Source organism: Pseudomonas benzopyrenica (assembly GCF_036884265.1).
Lineage (GTDB): Bacteria > Pseudomonadota > Gammaproteobacteria > Pseudomonadales > Pseudomonadaceae > Chryseomonas > Chryseomonas benzopyrenica.
Window position 1 is genome coordinate 4,306,040 of record NZ_CP145723.1, and the last position, 15,508, is coordinate 4,321,547.

The following is a 15,508-nucleotide window of genomic DNA, read 5'->3' on the forward strand; positions in this document are numbered from 1 at the left end:
AATGGATTATGTACGAACCAGTTAGTTTCTGTTCGCTGATCGAACATTTGGTCATCTGGCGAATTGACCCGCCCCAGCGGCGCCTCGCACTATGGATCGCAGAGCCCAGCGCTCGTCGCTTCCGCTGCGTCGACCATAACAAGACAAACAAGAGTGTGCGTCCATGCCCCCGCTATCCACGTTATCCTGCGCCCCCCGTCTCGTCTGCAGCCCCACCACGCTCGGTCGGCGACGGCCAGGCTAGGTCTTCCCGTCCTTTCCATCTTCGGCTCCCGCTGCCCGAGCGAGTTCGTGCGCGGCGCTGAAACCCTCCTGGCCTGACAATAAAATTCCGGAGACAACCATGGCCACTACCGCCTCCCCCACCCCCGGCTCCCAAGCCAAGAAAGCCACTGCCAGCGGCTGGATCGGCTCGGCGCTGGAATACTACGATTTCTTCATCTACGCCCAGGCGGCGGCGCTGATCTTTCCGCAGATCTTCTTCCCCTCCAGCGATCCCAAGATGGCCATCGTCGCCTCCCTCGCCACCTATGGCGTGGGCTATCTGGCGCGGCCGGTCGGCGCCTTCGTGCTCGGTCACTGGGGCGATACCCGCGGCCGCAAGAACGTCCTGCTGCTGTGCATGTTCCTCATGGGCATCGCCACCATGGCCGTTGGCCTGCTGCCCACCTACCACCAGATCGGCATCCTCGCCCCCATCCTGCTGGTGGTGCTGCGCCTGATCCAGGGCTTCGCCGTGGCCGGCGAGATCTCCGGGGCCAGCTCCATGGTGCTCGAACACGCACCCTTCGGGCGGCGTGGCTACTATGCGAGCTTTACCCTGCAGGGCGTCCAGGCCGGTCAGGTACTGGCCGCGGCGATCTTCCTGCCGCTGGCCTACTTCATGCCCGCCGATGCCTTCAACAGCTGGGGCTGGCGCATCCCCTTCCTGCTCAGCGCCTTCGTCCTGCTGGCCGGTTTCATCATCCGCCGGGAAGTCCATGAGACGCCCGCCTTCGTCAAGGAAGAAGCCAAGGCCGAGACCGCCGCCGTGGCCAGACGCTCGCCCATCGGCGAAGCCCTGACCACCAGCTGGAAGGCCATGATCCTGGTGGCCCTGATGGCGCTGATGAACGTCATCCCGGTGGTGGCCACCATCTTCGGCGCCGCCTATGCGGTGCAGCCGGCCTACGGCATCGGCTTCGACAAGAGCGTCTATCTATGGATACCGGTGGTGGGCAACATCGTCGCGGTGCTGGTGATCCCCTTCGTCGGCAACCTCTCCGACCGCATCGGGCGGCGGCCGACCATGATCGGCGGTGCCCTGGGGTCGGGTCTGTTGGCCTTCGGTTACCTCTATGCCATCAGCATCCACAACCTGCCGCTGGCCTTCCTCATGTCGCTGCTGATGTGGGGCGTGGTCTACCAGGGCTACAACGCGGTGTTCCCTAGCTTCTACCCGGAGCAGTTCCAGACCCGCTATCGCGTCTCGGCCATGGCCATCGCCCAGAACATCGGCACCATGTTCACCGCCATGCTGCCGGCGCTGTTCACCCTGGTCGCCCCGCCCGGCACCGACAACATCTGGCTGGTGGTCGGTGGCCTGGCCTTCGGCGTAACCTGCCTGTCGGCCCTGGCGGCCTATCTGTCGCCGGAAACCTACCGGGTGCCCATGAGCGACCTGGGCAAGCCGGGCGCCGTGCAGATGGACAAGCACGCCTATGACACGGCCCGTCAGGACAGCCTCAAGGCCAGCGTCTGACCCCTCGCGAGCCCTCGCCTGGCGAGGGCTCCGCCCTGCTACCTTGGTAGCCTTGCCGCAAGACATACGTTGTCATATAACTATTCAGCCGAATGCGTCGGCCCTAGCTTTCCGATAATTCAAATAAGAAAGGAATCCCTCATGTCGCCTGCACCCTCCTAGCCGTACCTCGCGCCACCGTCCTACCCGCCCTCGTCAGATGCCGCCCCCGCGCCGGCAGGGCACCCCTTACCGACAAGAACAAGGAACACCATGAGCACTCGACTCGCTTCCGGCCGGCTCGCCCGTGCCTGCGCCGCCTTCGCCGCCCTGGCCAGCACCACACCACTGTGGGCCGCGGACGGCTTCATCGAAGGCACCAAGGCCAATCTCAACCTGCGCAACTTCTACTTCAATCGCAACTTCGTCGATCCGGCCTACACCGCGCAGAACAAGGCCGAGGAATGGACCCAGAGCTTCATCTTCGGCCTGACCTCGGGCTACACCCAGGGCCCGGTGGGCTTCGGCATCGATGCCCTGGGTCTCTACTCGGTCAAGCTCGACGGCGGCGCCGGCACCTACGGCACCCAGCTGCTACCGACCCATGCCGGCAACGAGCCGGCCAAGGACTTCGGCCGCCTGGCGGTGGCGGCCAAGGCCAAGGTCTCCAAGACCGATATCAAGGTCGGCGAGTGGTTCGCCGTGCTGCCGATCCTCAGATCCGACGACGGCCGCTCGCTGCCGCAGACCTTCCAGGGCGCCCAGATCCACTCCACCGAGATCCAGAACCTGGAACTCTGGGGCGGCCAGATGCGCCAGAACAGTCCGCGCAACGACGCCAGCATGGAAGACATGTTCATGCAGGGCCGCGCCAATGCCACCTCCGACCGCTTCAACTACGTCGGCGGCGAATACAAGTTCAACGAGAAGCGTACCCAGATCGGCCTCTGGTACGCCCAGCTCGAAGACATCTACAACCAGAAGTTCATCAACCTGATCCACTACCAGCCGGTGGGCAGCTGGACCCTGGGCGCCAACCTCGGCTACTTCATCGGCGACGACGACGGCTCGGCCCGCGCCGGTGCCCTGGACAACCGCACCGCCTATGCGCTGCTCTCGGCCAAGCAGGGCGGCGGCACCTTCTATGTCGGCCTGCAGCGCGTCAGCGGCGACAGCGCCTGGATGAGGGTCAATGGCACCAGCGGCGGCACCCTGGGCAACGACAGCTACAACTCCAGCTACGACAACGCCCGGGAACGCTCCTGGCAGGTGCGCTACGACCACAACTTCGCCGCCTTCGGCGTGCCGGGCCTGACCCTGATGAACCGCTACATCAGCGGCGACAACGTGCACACCGGCAGCATCACCGACGGCAAGGAATGGGGTCGCGAGTCCGAGGTGCAATACGAGGTGCAGAGCGGTCCGCTGAAGAAACTGCTGATCCGCTGGCGCAACTCCAGCATGAGACGCGACTACAGTGCCAGCGGCTCCTTCGACGAGAACCGCATCATCCTCAACTATCCGATCTCGGTGTTGTAGGGCGCAGTTTTGGCGGCGGCCCGGGTGGCCGCCGCTCGCGCCGACTGGACTCGTTGATAGCCGCTCCTACAGTCCACCCGACCGCTGCACCCTTGCCCCGATCCCTCAGGCCTTATACTGTACAAAGATACAGCTTTCGAGGCCTCCACATGACCCAGCCCCAGCGCCCGCCACGGGGTCGTGGCACCGCCAGCAATCCGCACAATCGCTTCGCCGCGACCCGCAGCGAAGCTGAGCACGATGGCTGGTATGACGAAGCCACCCCGCTGACCTTCACCACCTCGGTACGCCGGGAAACCGCCAAGACGGTAATCAGCCGCAATCAGTCGCCGGACGTGGGCTTCGATCGCTCGGTGAATCCCTATCGCGGCTGCGAGCATGGCTGCATCTATTGCTTCGCCCGGCCCTCCCATGCCTATTGGGATCTGTCGCCAGGGATCGACTTCGAGACCCAGCTGATCGCCAAGACCAATCTGGCGGAGCGCCTGGAGGCGGAACTGTGCAAGCCGGGCTATCAGCCGCAGCCCATCGCCCTGGGCATCAACACCGACGGCTACCAACCCATCGAACGCCAGTACCAGCTGACCCGCCAGGCGCTGGAGATCCTGCTGCGCTATCGCCATCCGGTAACGATCATCACCAAGAGCGCGCTGATCCTGCGCGACCTGGATCTCTTCGTGCAGCTCGCCGAGCGCAACCTGGTCCGCGTCACCTTCAGCCTCACCACGCTGGACGATGACCTCAAGCGCGTCCTCGAACCGCGCACCGCGGCGCCCCAGGCCCGCTTGCGCGCCATGCGTACCCTGCACGAGCACGGGGTGCCGGTAAGCGCCCTGCTGGCGCCGATGATTCCCATGATCAACGACCATGAACTCGAAGCCCTGCTGGAGGCAGCCCGCGACCACGGCGCCCGCTCGGCCGGCTACACACTGTTGCGACTGCCACTGGAGATCGCCGACCTGTTCGAGGAGTGGCTGCAGACGCACTTCCCCGAACGCGCCGCCCATGTGATGAGCCTGATCCGGCAGTCGCGTGGCGGCAAGAACTACGACAGTCGCTTCGGCATCCGCATGAAGGGCGAAGGCCAGTTCGCCGAGCTCCTGGCCCAGCGCTTTCGCCTGGCCCGCCGCCGCTTCGGCCTGGAGCGCCGCGAGGGCGAAGGCCTGGATTGCAGCCAGTTCGCCCCGCCGGGGGAGCAGTTGGGGTTGTTCTAGGACAGGCGCCGAACGGGCCGCTCCCTCACCCCAGCCCTCTCCCAGAGGGAGAGGGGGAAAAGCGGCGCACGCCTCGTAGGTTGGGTTGAGCGCAGCGAAGCCCAACGGCCTGGCACCTTCTCCCCCGGCCCTCTCCCAAAGGGAGAGGGGAAAAACAGCGCACGCCTCGTAGGTTGGGTTGAGCCTAGCGAAGCCCAACAGCCTGGCACCCCTCCTCCCTTTCCCAGCGGGAGAGAGAGGAAAACAGCGCACGCCTCGTAGGTTGGGTTGAGCCCAGCGAAGCCCAACGGACTGGCACGCTCCCCAGCCCCGCCCACACAGCTGCTAGGCTAAACGACTGTGCCCTTATCAGGAGTCACCATGACCGCCTCTACCCCGCTCACGCCGGCCCAGGCCGTTGCCGCCGGCATCGACTTCGCCGAACTCAAGGTCGATGCCAGTGGCCTCTACTGGAGTCAGTACGATCCCGCCGACGGCGCCACCCGGCTGTGGCTGCGCGAGCCTGGCGGCGCGCCGCGTTGCCTCACGCCGGCGGGCTTCAGCCTGCGCAGCAAGGTCTATGAATACGGCGGCGGCGCCCTCTGCCTGGGTGACCAGGGACCGCTGTTCGTCAACGAAGCCGACCAGGCGGTCTATCGTCAGCCGCGAGAGGGCGGCGCGCCCGTATGGCTGGCCGGTGGCGAGGCCTGGCGCTATGGCGATCTGCACTGGGATGGCGTCCGGCAGCAGGTGCTGGCGGTCGAGGAGGATCGCCGCGAGCAGCCGCCGCGGCATCGCCTGGTCGCCCTGAGTGCCGGTGGCGCGCGCCGGGTGCTGGCCGAAGGCGCGGACTTCTACGCCGCACCGCGCACCAGCGCCGACGGCCGCCGCTTGGCCTGGATCGAGTGGGACCGGCCCCACCAGCCCTGGACCCGCACCCGGCTGCTGACGGCGACGCTGGATACCGCAGGACGCCCCGGGGCGCCCACCGTCGTGTCGGCCGACCCCGACGAATCGCTGCAACAACCGCTTTTCGACAGCGAGCAGCGGCTCTGGGCGCTGAGCGATCGCCAGGGCTGGTGGCAGCCCTGGTGCGAGTCCGCGGAGGGCTTCGCGCCCAGGCAGGCACCCGCGGCGGATCACGCGGCGGCGCCCTGGCAGCTGGGCGGTAGCAGCTGGTTGCCGACCGCGGAAGGCTGGCTGGCGACCTGGCAGGAAGACGGCTTCGGCGTGCTTGGCGAGCGCCGGGCCGCGGGCGAGACCCGCCACCTGGCCACAGACTTCAGCCGCTTCCGTGGCTTGGCTCTGGACGACAATCATTGCTATTGCATCGCCGCGGCGCCCACACGCCCCTCGGCGGTGCTGGCCATCGACCGCCAGAGCGGTGCGGTGGAGATCGTCACCGGTGGCGTGGCGCCCCTGGCGGAGACCGCCATCGTCGTACCCCAGCCGTTGAGCTACCCCAGCGGTGGCGAGCAGGCCCAGGGCTTTCTCTATCTGCCGGAAGGGCACGGCGAAGGTCCGCCACCGCTGCTGGTCAGCATCCATGGCGGCCCCACCTCCTGCACCTATCCGGTGTTCGATGCGCGTATCCAGTTCTGGGTGCGCCAAGGCTTCGCCGTGGCCGATCTCAACTATCGCGGCAGCAGTGGCCATGGCCGGGCCTATCGCCAGGCGCTGCATCTGCGCTGGGGCGAGGTGGACGTCGAGGATGCCTGCGCGGCGGTCGAGCACCTCGGTGCCCAGGGGCTGGTGGATCCAGCACGCGCCTTTATCCGCGGCGGCAGCGCGGGCGGCTATACCGTGCTCTGCGCCCTGGCCTTCCGCGACGTCTTTCGCGCTGGCGCCAGCCTCTATGGCGTCAGCGATCCCTTGGCGCTGGCCAAGGCCACCCACAAGTTCGAGGCGGACTACCTGGACTGGCTGATCGGCGATCCCGAAGCCGACCGCGCGCGCTATGAGGCCCGTACCCCGCTGCTGCACGCGGATGGCATCCAGGCGCCGGTGATCTTCCTGCAGGGTCTCAAGGACGCCGTGGTGGTCCCGGCCCAGACCGACGCCATGGCCGCGGCCCTGGAAGCGCGCGGCATACCGGTGGTGGTCAGGCGCTATCCCGATGAAGGCCACGGCTTTCGCCGGGCAGCCAACCAGGCCGATGCCCTGGAGCAGGAGGCCGCCTTCTATCGCCGTTGGCTGTGATCGAGGCGCGCTCAGAAAGTCGGTCCGGGCCAACGCTGAGCGCACCCGGGCCGTATAGAATGGCGCTTTAGCCGTCGAGTTCTTGCATGCCCTTCGTTCGCCGCAGTATCGAAAGCGTCGTCTCCACCTGGCTGGCCGGCCTGCTCTTGCTCCTGCCGCTGGTCCTGACCCTGGCGCTGATCGGCTGGATCGTCAGCTTCCTCAATGGGCTGATCGGCCCCAACACCACCCTGGGCCGGCTGTTCGTGGCGGTCGGCCACCCCTTCGTCGGCAACTCCCTGGCGGCCTATGGCCTCGGCACCCTGCTCTTGCTGGTACTGCTCTATCCGCTGGGACTAGCGGTCAAGCTGGGCCTGCGCCGGCCGCTGGGCTGGTTCGCCGACGTGACCTTCCGCCGCATTCCGGTGGTGGGCAAGCTCTATGGCCTGGCCGAACGCTTCGTCGAGTTGCTCGATCGCAAGGAAGGCGGCGCGGATATCCGCGCCATGAGTCCGGTGTGGTGCTTCTTTGGTGGTCAGGGCGTGGCGGTGCTGGCACTGCTGCCCAATCCGGCGGTGATCGATATCGAGGGTCGCCACTATCACGCCGTGCTGGTGCCTTCGGCGCCGGTCCCCGTGGGCGGCGGGCTGCTCTATGTCCCGGTGGACTGGGTGAAACCGGCGGACATGGGCATCGACATGTTCACCAGCATCTATGTCTCCATGGGCATCACCCTGCCGCCGGTGGTCAAGGATCGCCAGGTGGAGTTCATTCCCCTGGAAGAGGCCGTGCGCCGCCAGCAGGAAAACGGGACGACCGAGGAGCCGCCCCGCCCGTCTTAGAATCTGTTCACGGTCTCGCGAGCTAGAGACAAACAAGGCGAAGAGGGCTGAGGAAGCGGAGTTTACAACTGGTAAATGAGCATTCCGAAGCCATTTTCAACGCAGTTTGGCCGACGCGCAGCAGATCGCGAATAGATTCTTAGTTCTGCACCGCCTGGACCGAACCGCCATCCACGCGCAGGTTGCTGCCGTTGATGAAGGAGCCGCGTTCGGACACCAGCAGGGCGATGGCCGCGGCCACCTCCTCCACCTGGCCGCGACGCTTCTGCACGATGCCGGGTCGTTCTTCGTCGAGGAAGCTTTCGATGGCCTCTTCGAAGGAGACCCCTAGTTCCTTGGCGCGTTTTTCCATCATGCCGTCAGTCATACCGGTCTCGATGAAGGCCGGTGACACGGTGTTGCACAGCACGCCGTGGGCCGCTTCCTTGTAGGAGAGGTTCTTGATGAAGGCGGCCAGGGCGGCCTTGGCGACGTTGTAGACGGCCTCTTCCCAATAGGGCTGGACGGCGTTTTCCGAAGTGATGCAGACGAAGCGGCCCCAGCCGCGCTTGCGCATGCGCGGGATGGCGGCGCGGCCGACGCGCACGGCGGAAAAGAAGTCGGTGGCCCAGGCCTCCTCGTAGTCGGCATCGGCCAGCTCCAGGGGATCGCCCTTGGCGCCGGTGACACCCGCGGTGTGCACCACGATGTCGATCTGGCCGAAGCGGGCTTCGCCCTGCTCTACCAACTGGTCCACCGCGGCCTGGTCGGTCATGTCGGCGGCGATCAGCAGCGGCTCGCCCGGCAGGCCCTTGGCCGCCGCTTCCAACTTGTCCTGCTCCAGGTCGGAAAGCACCAGCTTGACACCCTCTTCGGCCAACAGCTTGGCCGTGGCCAGTCCCATGCCACCACTGGCCCCCGTGATGAGGGCGACACGCCCCTTGATTCCCAGATCCATAGCGACCTCGTTGGTTGTTTGCGTGCAATGCCGTCATTCGGCGTCTCTGATTCCGACTCGCCACGGGGCGCCGTTGCGCTTACCGTTCGGCGGAAAGCGCAACGGCAGCCCCGCGTGCCGGTCCAGATAGACAAGTCCCCTGGGAAGATCACGATGCATGCCCCTCGCCTGCCCCTGACCCTCTTTCACGACGGCGCCTGCCCACTGTGCGCCCGCGAGATCGCCTGGCTGCGCCGCCATGCCGACCCCAGCCAGCTGCACCTGGTGGATCTGGCCGCGCCGGACTACGAGGCGCAGGCGCCCGCCGATGCTCCGCCGCGCCAGGCCATGCTCGATCTGCTCCACGCCCGGGATGCCGATGGCTACTGGTTCAAAGGCCTGGACGCCACCTACTGGAGCTGGCGCACCGCAGGCCTCGGCCACTGGGCCCGACCGCTGGCCTGGCGGCCGCTGCGGCCCCTGCTGGAAGTGGGCTATCGCCTGTTTCTCAAGCTGCGCCCAGGCCTGACCTGGCTGCCGCATCCGCAGGGCGGTCGGCGCTGCCAGGAGGATGTCTGCCCCCTGGACGCGCCGCGCCGCGATCAACGCAAGGGGTAGGTCAGCACGAGCAGATGCAGGGTGTTGAGCGCACCGTGCAGCAGTACCGCGGGCCATAGGCGATTGCCCGAACAGTGGAACGCCAGCCCATAGCCCAGGCCGGCCAGTCCGGCCAGCAGGGCGAAGCCCCAGCCCGCGGGCAGATGGACCAGGCCGAACAGCAGACTGGTCAGCAGCAGGCCGCAGGGCAGGCCCAGCCACCTGGTCAGGCGGCGTTGCAGGAAGGCACGAAACACCAGCTCTTCGGCCAGGCAGGTCACCAGCAGATTGATCGCCAACCAGGCCAGCAGACCGTCCGGCCATTTCGGTAGCCAACCAAGGATGCCCAGGGCCAGGGCGATCCCAGGAATCCCCAGCAGGGTCGCGCCGACCGTGGCGAGCATCGGCCAGGGTCGCCACGGCCCCGTCGGAATGCCTGGCCAGGTGGCCAGCAGCGCAGCCGCCACCAGCGCCTTGTCCAGCACCAGGCGCAGTTGCCAGGGGTGCGTCCCGCCCAGGTCCTGGGGCGGTCCCAGCGCCCAGGGAACGAAGCCCGGCACGCGGTGGGCAGCGAAGCACACGGCGGCCAGCAGCGTCACGCCGAGCCAGAGATCGGCCGTGACCGGCGGTCGCGCCAGCACCCAGCCAATGAACAGGACACTGCCCAGCAGCCCCCACGGTTGGATCAGCCCGGTCGCAGCGCCCAGCAGCAGTACGGTCGCAGGCAGCAGGGCCCGCGACCAGAGGGGAAAGACCAGCATGAGGCGTCCGTCACCGCGCGAAAAGGCCTAGTTTAGCGGTTCCCCTGGCGTTGCTGGCATCCGGCCAGGGTTCGCCTGGTCGCCGGTCTCGGCTAAACTGCGCGGCTGCTCGCGTTACGGATCCTGACATGTCTGCTGCTCAACCCGCCCGCGCCCTGGGCCTCGACTTCGGTACCTCCAACTCCACCGCCGGCTGGCTCAGGCCCGCCGGCGACGTCCTGCTGCCCCTCGAAGAAGGCAAGGCCACCCTGCCCTCGGTGATCTTCTTCAACGCCGAGGAACGCCGCCCGGCCTATGGTCGCCAGGCGCTGCACGAATACCTGGAAGGCTACGAGGGCCGCTTGCTGCGTTCGCTCAAGAGCCTGCTCGGTTCCAACCTGCTCAAGGGCGAGACCAGCATCCTCGGCAGCGCCCTGCCCTTCACCGAGGTGCTCGGCCTGTTTCTCGGCACCCTCAAGCAGCGCGCCGAACAGCAGGCCGATCGCCCCTTCGACGCCGTGGTACTGGGCCGTCCGGTGCACTTCGTCGATGACGATCCGGTCGCCGACCAGGAGGCCGAGGACACCCTGGCCGCTGTGGCGCGCCAGGTAGGTTTCAGCGATATCTCCTTCCAGTTCGAACCCCTCGCTGCCGCCTTCGACTACGAACGCAGCATCGAGCACGAAGAACTGGTGCTGATCGTCGACATCGGCGGCGGCACCTCGGACTTCTCCCTGGTGCGCCTGGCGCCGGAGCGCCGCAACCTGGCCGACCGCGCCGGCGACATCCTCGCCACCGGCGGCGTGCACGTCGGCGGCACCGACTTCGACCGCCAGCTGAGTCTGGAAGGCGTGATGCCGCTGCTGGGCTACGGCAGCGCCATGAAGAGCGGCGCCACCATGCCCACCAGCCACTACATCAACCTGGCGACCTGGCACACCATCAACGCCGTCTACGCCAAGAAGAGCGTACTGAGCCTGCGCGACATGAGATACGACGCCCAGGACACCCGCTGCATGGATCGCCTGTTCAAGCTCATCGAACAGCGCGCCGGCCACTGGCTGGCGATCCAGGTGGAAGACGCCAAGATCGCCCTTACCGACGACTGGCGCCGCACCCTGCGCCTGGATCGCATCGAGACCGGCCTGGCCGCGGATCTGGAACGCCCCCTGTTCGACGCCGCCATCGCCCTGCAACTGGAACGCCTGAGCCGCGGCGTGGACGACCTGCTGGCCCGCGCCGATCTCGATCCGGCGCGGGTCGACAGCCTGTTCTTCACCGGCGGCTCCAGTGGTATCCCGGCGCTGCGCCAGGCCCTCGCCAAGCGCTTCCCCGGCGCCCGCCTGGTGGACGGTGACCGCTTCGGCAACATCGGCAACGGCCTGGCCATCGAGGCGTTCAAGCGCTACGGCTAGGGCTGCCGCCGCAGTGGCGCCTGTCGCGGACGATCAGGCGCCGAAGGCCCCGTCGATGGTGTGCATGGCGCCGGTGACGAAGCCGGCCTCGGGGCCGGCCAGCCAGGCCACCATGCCGGCCACCTCGTCGGCGCTGCCATGGCGCTTGATCGCCATGAAACTGTGCATCAGCTCCTTCATGGGGCCATCGGCCGGGTTCATCTCGGTATCGATGGGGCCCGGCTGCACCACGTTGACGGTGATGCCGCGCGGGCCGAAATCCCGCGCTAGGCCGCGGGCCAGTCCCTGCAGGGCGGACTTGCTCACGGCATAGGCGGCCAGGCCGGGGACCGGCATACGATCGCCGTTCACCGAGCCGATCACGATGATCCGCCCGCCCACGGGCATCTGCCGCGCGGCTTCCACCGCCGCGTGATAGGGCGCCTGCACGTTGATGCTGAACAGGCGATCGACGGCGTCCGGATCCTGTTCCAGGGCATCGCCGAAAAGCGCCACGCCGGAATTCACCACCAGCACATCCAGGGGGCCGCTGTCGCGGACCCGGGCGATCACGGCATCACGATTGGCACTGTCGGTCGCCTCGGCGGTGCTGCCCGTTTCCGCGGCCAGCGCCTGGGCGGCGTCCTTCGAGCTGGAATAGGTGAAGATCACTCGGGCACCCTCGACGGCGAAGCGCCGCACGATGGCCGCACCTATGCCGCGACTGCCCCCCAGGACCAGCACCGACTTGCCTGCAAAATTCGTCATGACCGTATCTCTCGATTAATGTAGTGAATGCTACAATAAACCTCACTCGACCCCTGTCAAAGTATTTTTGTAATGAACGCTACAAATAAATCCGGCACCCGTGGTCGCCCGCGCTGCTTCGATCCGGATGCGGCTGTGGCCCAGGCGCAACGCCTGTTCCATGAAAGAGGCTATGACGGCGTGAGCGTCGCCGATCTGACCCAGGCATTCGGGATCAAGCCACCCAGCTTCTATGCAGCCTTCGGCAGCAAGGTCGAGTTGTATGGCAAGGTGCTGGAGCGCTATGTCGCGAACGGTGCGCTGCTGCTGCGACAGATCTTGGAGACCGACCAGCCGCTGGCCGTGGCCCTGACGCAGGTGCTGGAAGCGGCGGCGCGCAACTACGCGGCCGATCCGCAGGCCGCCGGCTGCCTGGTGCTGGAAGGTACCCATAGCGACGATCTACAGGCCCGTGCGGCAGCGGACGGCTACCACCAGGCAGCCCAGGCACTCATCCATGCCCACATCGCCACACGCCGGCCACAGCAGGCGCGAGAGCTGACCGATTTCGTCGTCACCATCATGGCCGGCCTGTCCGCCAGCGCGCGGCATGGCCAGAGCCTGGAACGCCTGCTGGCCAGCGCGCGTCTGGCCGGCCTGGCCCTGAACCAGACGCTTGCTGCGGACGGCTGAACCGCTGGCCAGGGCCGCCGCATTCGAGGCCACGCAAAGGACAGTGGGTGAGGTGAAGAGGGCCACACGAGTACGCTGCGACCATTCGCCTGACCCGCTTATGTCCTGCCCTGGCTGACCGCAGGGCGCCGCTGGAGTAAGGTGGCGGCCTTCATCGCATCTTCGAGAGAGTCTGTCCCATGTCGCTGGAAATCGTCGACCATCCCGCCCTGGAAGTGACCGGTCTGCTGTTCGAGCCTGGCCAAGGCGAAGACATCGCCGCCCTCTGGCGGCGCTTCGCCGACCGCGCCGGGGAAATCGCCGGCCGCGAAGGCGACGCCGAATGGTACGGCCTGAGCTGGCGCCAGGCCGGCGCCATGCACTACCTGGCTGCCGTGGCGACCGCGCCGGGCGCGCCCCTGCCCGCCGGCATGGTGCGCCAGGAACTGCCGGAAGGCCGCTATGCCCGCTACGTGCACCTGGGCACCGCGCCCAGCGTGGCCAAGAGCCTCGGCCGACTGTTCGCCGAGCTGCTCCCCGCCCGTGGCCTGCAACCGCGTCCAGGCGCCTGCTTCGAGCACTACACCGAGGCCTTCACCGGCGTGGACGCCCAGGATTCGCAGATCTACATCTACGTCCCGGTCTACTAGACCGGCGAGCGCCGCACGACGGACAGGACGTTCGTCAGCTGCGGCTTGCCTCCCGGCATAACCCTTTCCAAGCTGGGGGTATCGTCCGCAACTCCAGGTGCCCGATGTCCCTGCCCGAGCTTCAGTCCTTTATCGCCCGGCACGAGCGGATCTTCCTGCTCACCGGTGCCGGTTGCAGCACCGATTCCGGCATTCCCGACTACCGCGACCGCGACGGCGCCTGGAAGCGCCCGCAACCGGTTACCCTGCAGGCCTTCGTCGGCGACGAGCTCTTGCGCCGCCGCTACTGGGCACGCAGCCTGATCGGCTGGCCACGCTTCTGCCAGGCGCGGCCCAACGCCACCCATCAGGCCCTGGCGGCCCTGGAGCGGCGGGGCCAGGTGGAGATGCTGCTGACTCAGAACGTCGATCGCCTGCACCAGGCCGCCGGCAGCGAGGCGGTGATCGACCTGCACGGCCGTCTCGACCAGATCCGCTGCCTGGGTTGCGAGATGCGCCTGCCGCGCCAGGAATTCCAGCAATGGCTGGGCGAACTCAATGGCGACTGGCTGCAGCTGGACGCGGCTACCGCGCCGGATGGCGATGCCGATCTGGAAGGCGTCGACTTCATGAGTTTCCGCGTGCCGGATTGCCCGCGCTGCGGCGCCCTGCTCAAACCGGACGTGGTGTTCTTTGGCGAACACGTGCCCGGCGCGCGGGTGGAGCGCGCCTTCGCCCATCTGGGCCGCGCCGATGCACTGCTGGTGGTGGGCTCCTCGCTGATGGTCTATTCGGGCTTTCGCTTCGCCCAGACCGCGGCCCGCGCCGGGCTGCCCATCGCCGCCCTGGGCTATGGCCGGACCCGGGCGGACGAGTTGCTGAACCTCAAGGTGGAGGCCTCCTGCGCCCAGGCCCTGGCCTTTCTGCTGGAGTATCCTGCAGCCGCGGCGCCTCCCCCTACGCGGGGACTTGCTGACGCCGCGGCGCCCTTCCCAGATGCATCAGCGGACGCTCGATCCAGCGGTAGCTGAGCATCGACAGCAGACAGGCGAGCACCAGCACCGGTGGCAGCAGCGCCATGAAGCCGAGCGTGCCCAGGGTCTCGACCGAGCCGAGGTTGAGCAGGGTGAAGAGGCCATAGAGCAGCAGGCCGTGGGTGAGATAGAGGCTGTAGCTGATCTCGCCCAGCACCTTGAGACCGCGACTGCGCAGGAGGCCGAAGAGATCGTTGCCGGCGGCCATGGCGGCGAAGGGCAAGCCCAGCGCGAGCATCTGCCTGAGGCTGTAGTCCGGCTGGGTCATGGCGTAGCCCACCAGCGCCAGCGACAGCGCCGCCACCAGGGGCGTACGCAGCCGCGCCAGCAGGCCCGGCAGATGAACCTTGACGAACACCGGCAGGAATCCCAGCAGGAACAGCAGCCCGAAGCGCGCGCCCAGCACCTGATAGTGATAGCCGGCGGCGACCAGCCCGCCCACCAGCAGCACCGAGACCAGCAGCGGCAGGCCGAAGCCACGGCGGTTGAACAGCGCGGCGATGATCGGCAGCGCCAGATAGAACAGCGCCTCGTAGCGCAACGTCCAGTGGGCGCCGGCGGTCATCCAGCCACTCTCCTCCAGGCCGTTGAGACTGAAGCCGGAGAACAGCTCCCAGCTGAGCAGTTCGAGCATGAAGTGCTGGCCGTCGGCGATGACGAAGTGGGTGCGGATCAGGGTGAAGAGCACCACCACGGCCACCACGCAGAGGTACAGCGGCATCACCCGCAGTACCCGTGAACGGAGCAGCTCGCCCCAGTCCGGCGTGCGCCGGTAGACCTTTCCGAAGAACAGGTAGCCGGTGATCATGAAGAACAGCGACACCGGCACCACGCCCATGTTGTAGAGCAGATCGCTGTCGGGTTCGCGCCACTGACCCTCGGCCTTGAGGTGATAGGTCAGCACGAAATGAAGGCAGACCACGGCAGTGGCGAGAATGCCGCGCAGGGCATCCAGCGGCGAGGAGCGCGCCAGGGTCTCCTGGGTGAGCAGCGGGCTGCGGCGCAGGGCGAAGGCCAGCAGCACCAGGGTGCCCAGGTAGAGGGCGATGGGGAGAGCGACGTCAGTCATATCCGTGACCTTCTTGACAGGAACCGGCAAAGACCCGCCCCCAGACCGCCGGAGCGGTCGCCGGAGCGAGCGAGAGAAAAGCGCGACAGCCGGGCACGCTACCGCGCGGTACGCGACCGAGGGCAAAGGGACCGGAAAGAGAGGAGAACCGCGGCGAGCGGAGGGATCCGCTGCCTCAGCTAAGCGCGAGAACGCCCATCAGACAAGTCTTGTTACAGGCGTTCCCTTGGGTTCAACG

Annotated in this window: 14 protein-coding genes; 10 read left to right on the forward strand and 4 right to left on the reverse strand. The window is 67.1% G+C overall.

What is annotated here, in order from left to right:
* The first annotated feature begins 343 nt into the window (after positions 1-343).
* From V6W80_RS20420 to V6W80_RS20440, 5 genes are all read left to right on the forward strand, one after another.
* Positions 344-1,741: an MFS transporter gene (locus V6W80_RS20420; RefSeq protein ID WP_064307553.1), complete on the forward strand. Its 1,398-nt coding sequence runs from the start codon at positions 344-346 to the stop codon at positions 1,739-1,741.
* Between the two features lie 252 nt (positions 1,742-1,993).
* On the forward strand, positions 1,994-3,259 hold the full coding sequence (locus tag V6W80_RS20425; RefSeq protein WP_173147018.1) for an OprD family porin: 1,266 nt from the start codon (positions 1,994-1,996) through the stop codon (positions 3,257-3,259).
* A gap of 149 nt (positions 3,260-3,408) precedes the next feature.
* Positions 3,409-4,473: a PA0069 family radical SAM protein gene (locus V6W80_RS20430; protein WP_338545241.1), complete on the forward strand. Its 1,065-nt coding sequence runs from the start codon at positions 3,409-3,411 to the stop codon at positions 4,471-4,473.
* 360 nt (positions 4,474-4,833) lie between these two features.
* A complete protein-coding gene (locus V6W80_RS20435; RefSeq protein ID WP_338545242.1) occupies positions 4,834-6,651 on the forward strand; it encodes an alpha/beta hydrolase family protein in 1,818 nt (605 codons plus the stop codon).
* An 86-nt stretch (positions 6,652-6,737) separates the two neighbouring features.
* Positions 6,738-7,472: a DUF502 domain-containing protein gene (locus V6W80_RS20440; protein WP_068384258.1), complete on the forward strand. Its 735-nt coding sequence runs from the start codon at positions 6,738-6,740 to the stop codon at positions 7,470-7,472.
* A 139-nt stretch (positions 7,473-7,611) separates the two neighbouring features.
* Here V6W80_RS20440 and V6W80_RS20445 read toward each other — a convergent pair whose 3' ends face one another.
* Entirely contained in the window at positions 7,612-8,409 is a 798-nt protein-coding gene (locus V6W80_RS20445) for an SDR family NAD(P)-dependent oxidoreductase (protein ID WP_017642651.1), read from the reverse strand.
* Between the two features lie 153 nt (positions 8,410-8,562).
* Here V6W80_RS20445 and V6W80_RS20450 point away from each other — a divergent pair, with 153 nt between their 5' ends.
* The gene (locus V6W80_RS20450; protein ID WP_338545243.1) at positions 8,563-9,006 is read left to right on the forward strand and encodes a thiol-disulfide oxidoreductase DCC family protein; all 444 of its coding nucleotides are present in this window, start codon (positions 8,563-8,565) and stop codon (positions 9,004-9,006) included.
* On the opposite strand, the gene V6W80_RS20455 is transcribed toward V6W80_RS20450, so the two are convergent.
* Entirely contained in the window at positions 8,991-9,746 is a 756-nt protein-coding gene (locus V6W80_RS20455) for a CPBP family intramembrane glutamic endopeptidase (RefSeq protein WP_257705195.1), read from the reverse strand. The genes V6W80_RS20450 and V6W80_RS20455 overlap by 16 nt on opposite strands.
* Positions 9,747-9,874: 128 nt before the next feature.
* Between V6W80_RS20455 and V6W80_RS20460 the strand changes: the two genes are divergently transcribed.
* A complete protein-coding gene (locus tag V6W80_RS20460; RefSeq protein WP_338545244.1) occupies positions 9,875-11,140 on the forward strand; it encodes an Hsp70 family protein in 1,266 nt (421 codons plus the stop codon).
* A 33-nt stretch (positions 11,141-11,173) separates the two neighbouring features.
* Here the strand turns inward: V6W80_RS20460 and bdcA are convergent, their stop codons facing one another.
* On the reverse strand, positions 11,174-11,887 hold the full coding sequence (bdcA, locus tag V6W80_RS20465; protein ID WP_338545245.1) for an SDR family oxidoreductase: 714 nt from the start codon (positions 11,885-11,887) through the stop codon (positions 11,174-11,176).
* A gap of 72 nt (positions 11,888-11,959) precedes the next feature.
* On the opposite strand from bdcA, the gene V6W80_RS20470 reads away from it, so the two are divergent.
* The 3 genes from V6W80_RS20470 (at position 11,960) to V6W80_RS20480 (ending at position 14,198) form a co-directional block, all read left to right on the forward strand.
* On the forward strand, positions 11,960-12,559 hold the full coding sequence (locus V6W80_RS20470; protein ID WP_338545246.1) for a TetR/AcrR family transcriptional regulator: 600 nt from the start codon (positions 11,960-11,962) through the stop codon (positions 12,557-12,559).
* 179 nt (positions 12,560-12,738) lie between these two features.
* The gene (locus V6W80_RS20475; RefSeq protein ID WP_064307562.1) at positions 12,739-13,188 is read left to right on the forward strand and encodes a GyrI-like domain-containing protein; all 450 of its coding nucleotides are present in this window, start codon (positions 12,739-12,741) and stop codon (positions 13,186-13,188) included.
* Between the two features lie 104 nt (positions 13,189-13,292).
* Positions 13,293-14,198 (forward strand): NAD-dependent protein deacetylase, encoded by a 906-nt coding sequence (locus V6W80_RS20480; protein WP_338545247.1) that lies wholly within the window; start codon positions 13,293-13,295, stop codon positions 14,196-14,198.
* On the opposite strand, the gene V6W80_RS20485 is transcribed toward V6W80_RS20480, so the two are convergent.
* Positions 14,125-15,270, reverse strand: coding sequence for an acyltransferase family protein (locus tag V6W80_RS20485; protein WP_160921844.1), 1,146 nt, complete (start codon positions 15,268-15,270; stop codon positions 14,125-14,127). The genes V6W80_RS20480 and V6W80_RS20485 overlap by 74 nt on opposite strands.
* Positions 15,271-15,508: the final 238 nt, after the last annotated feature.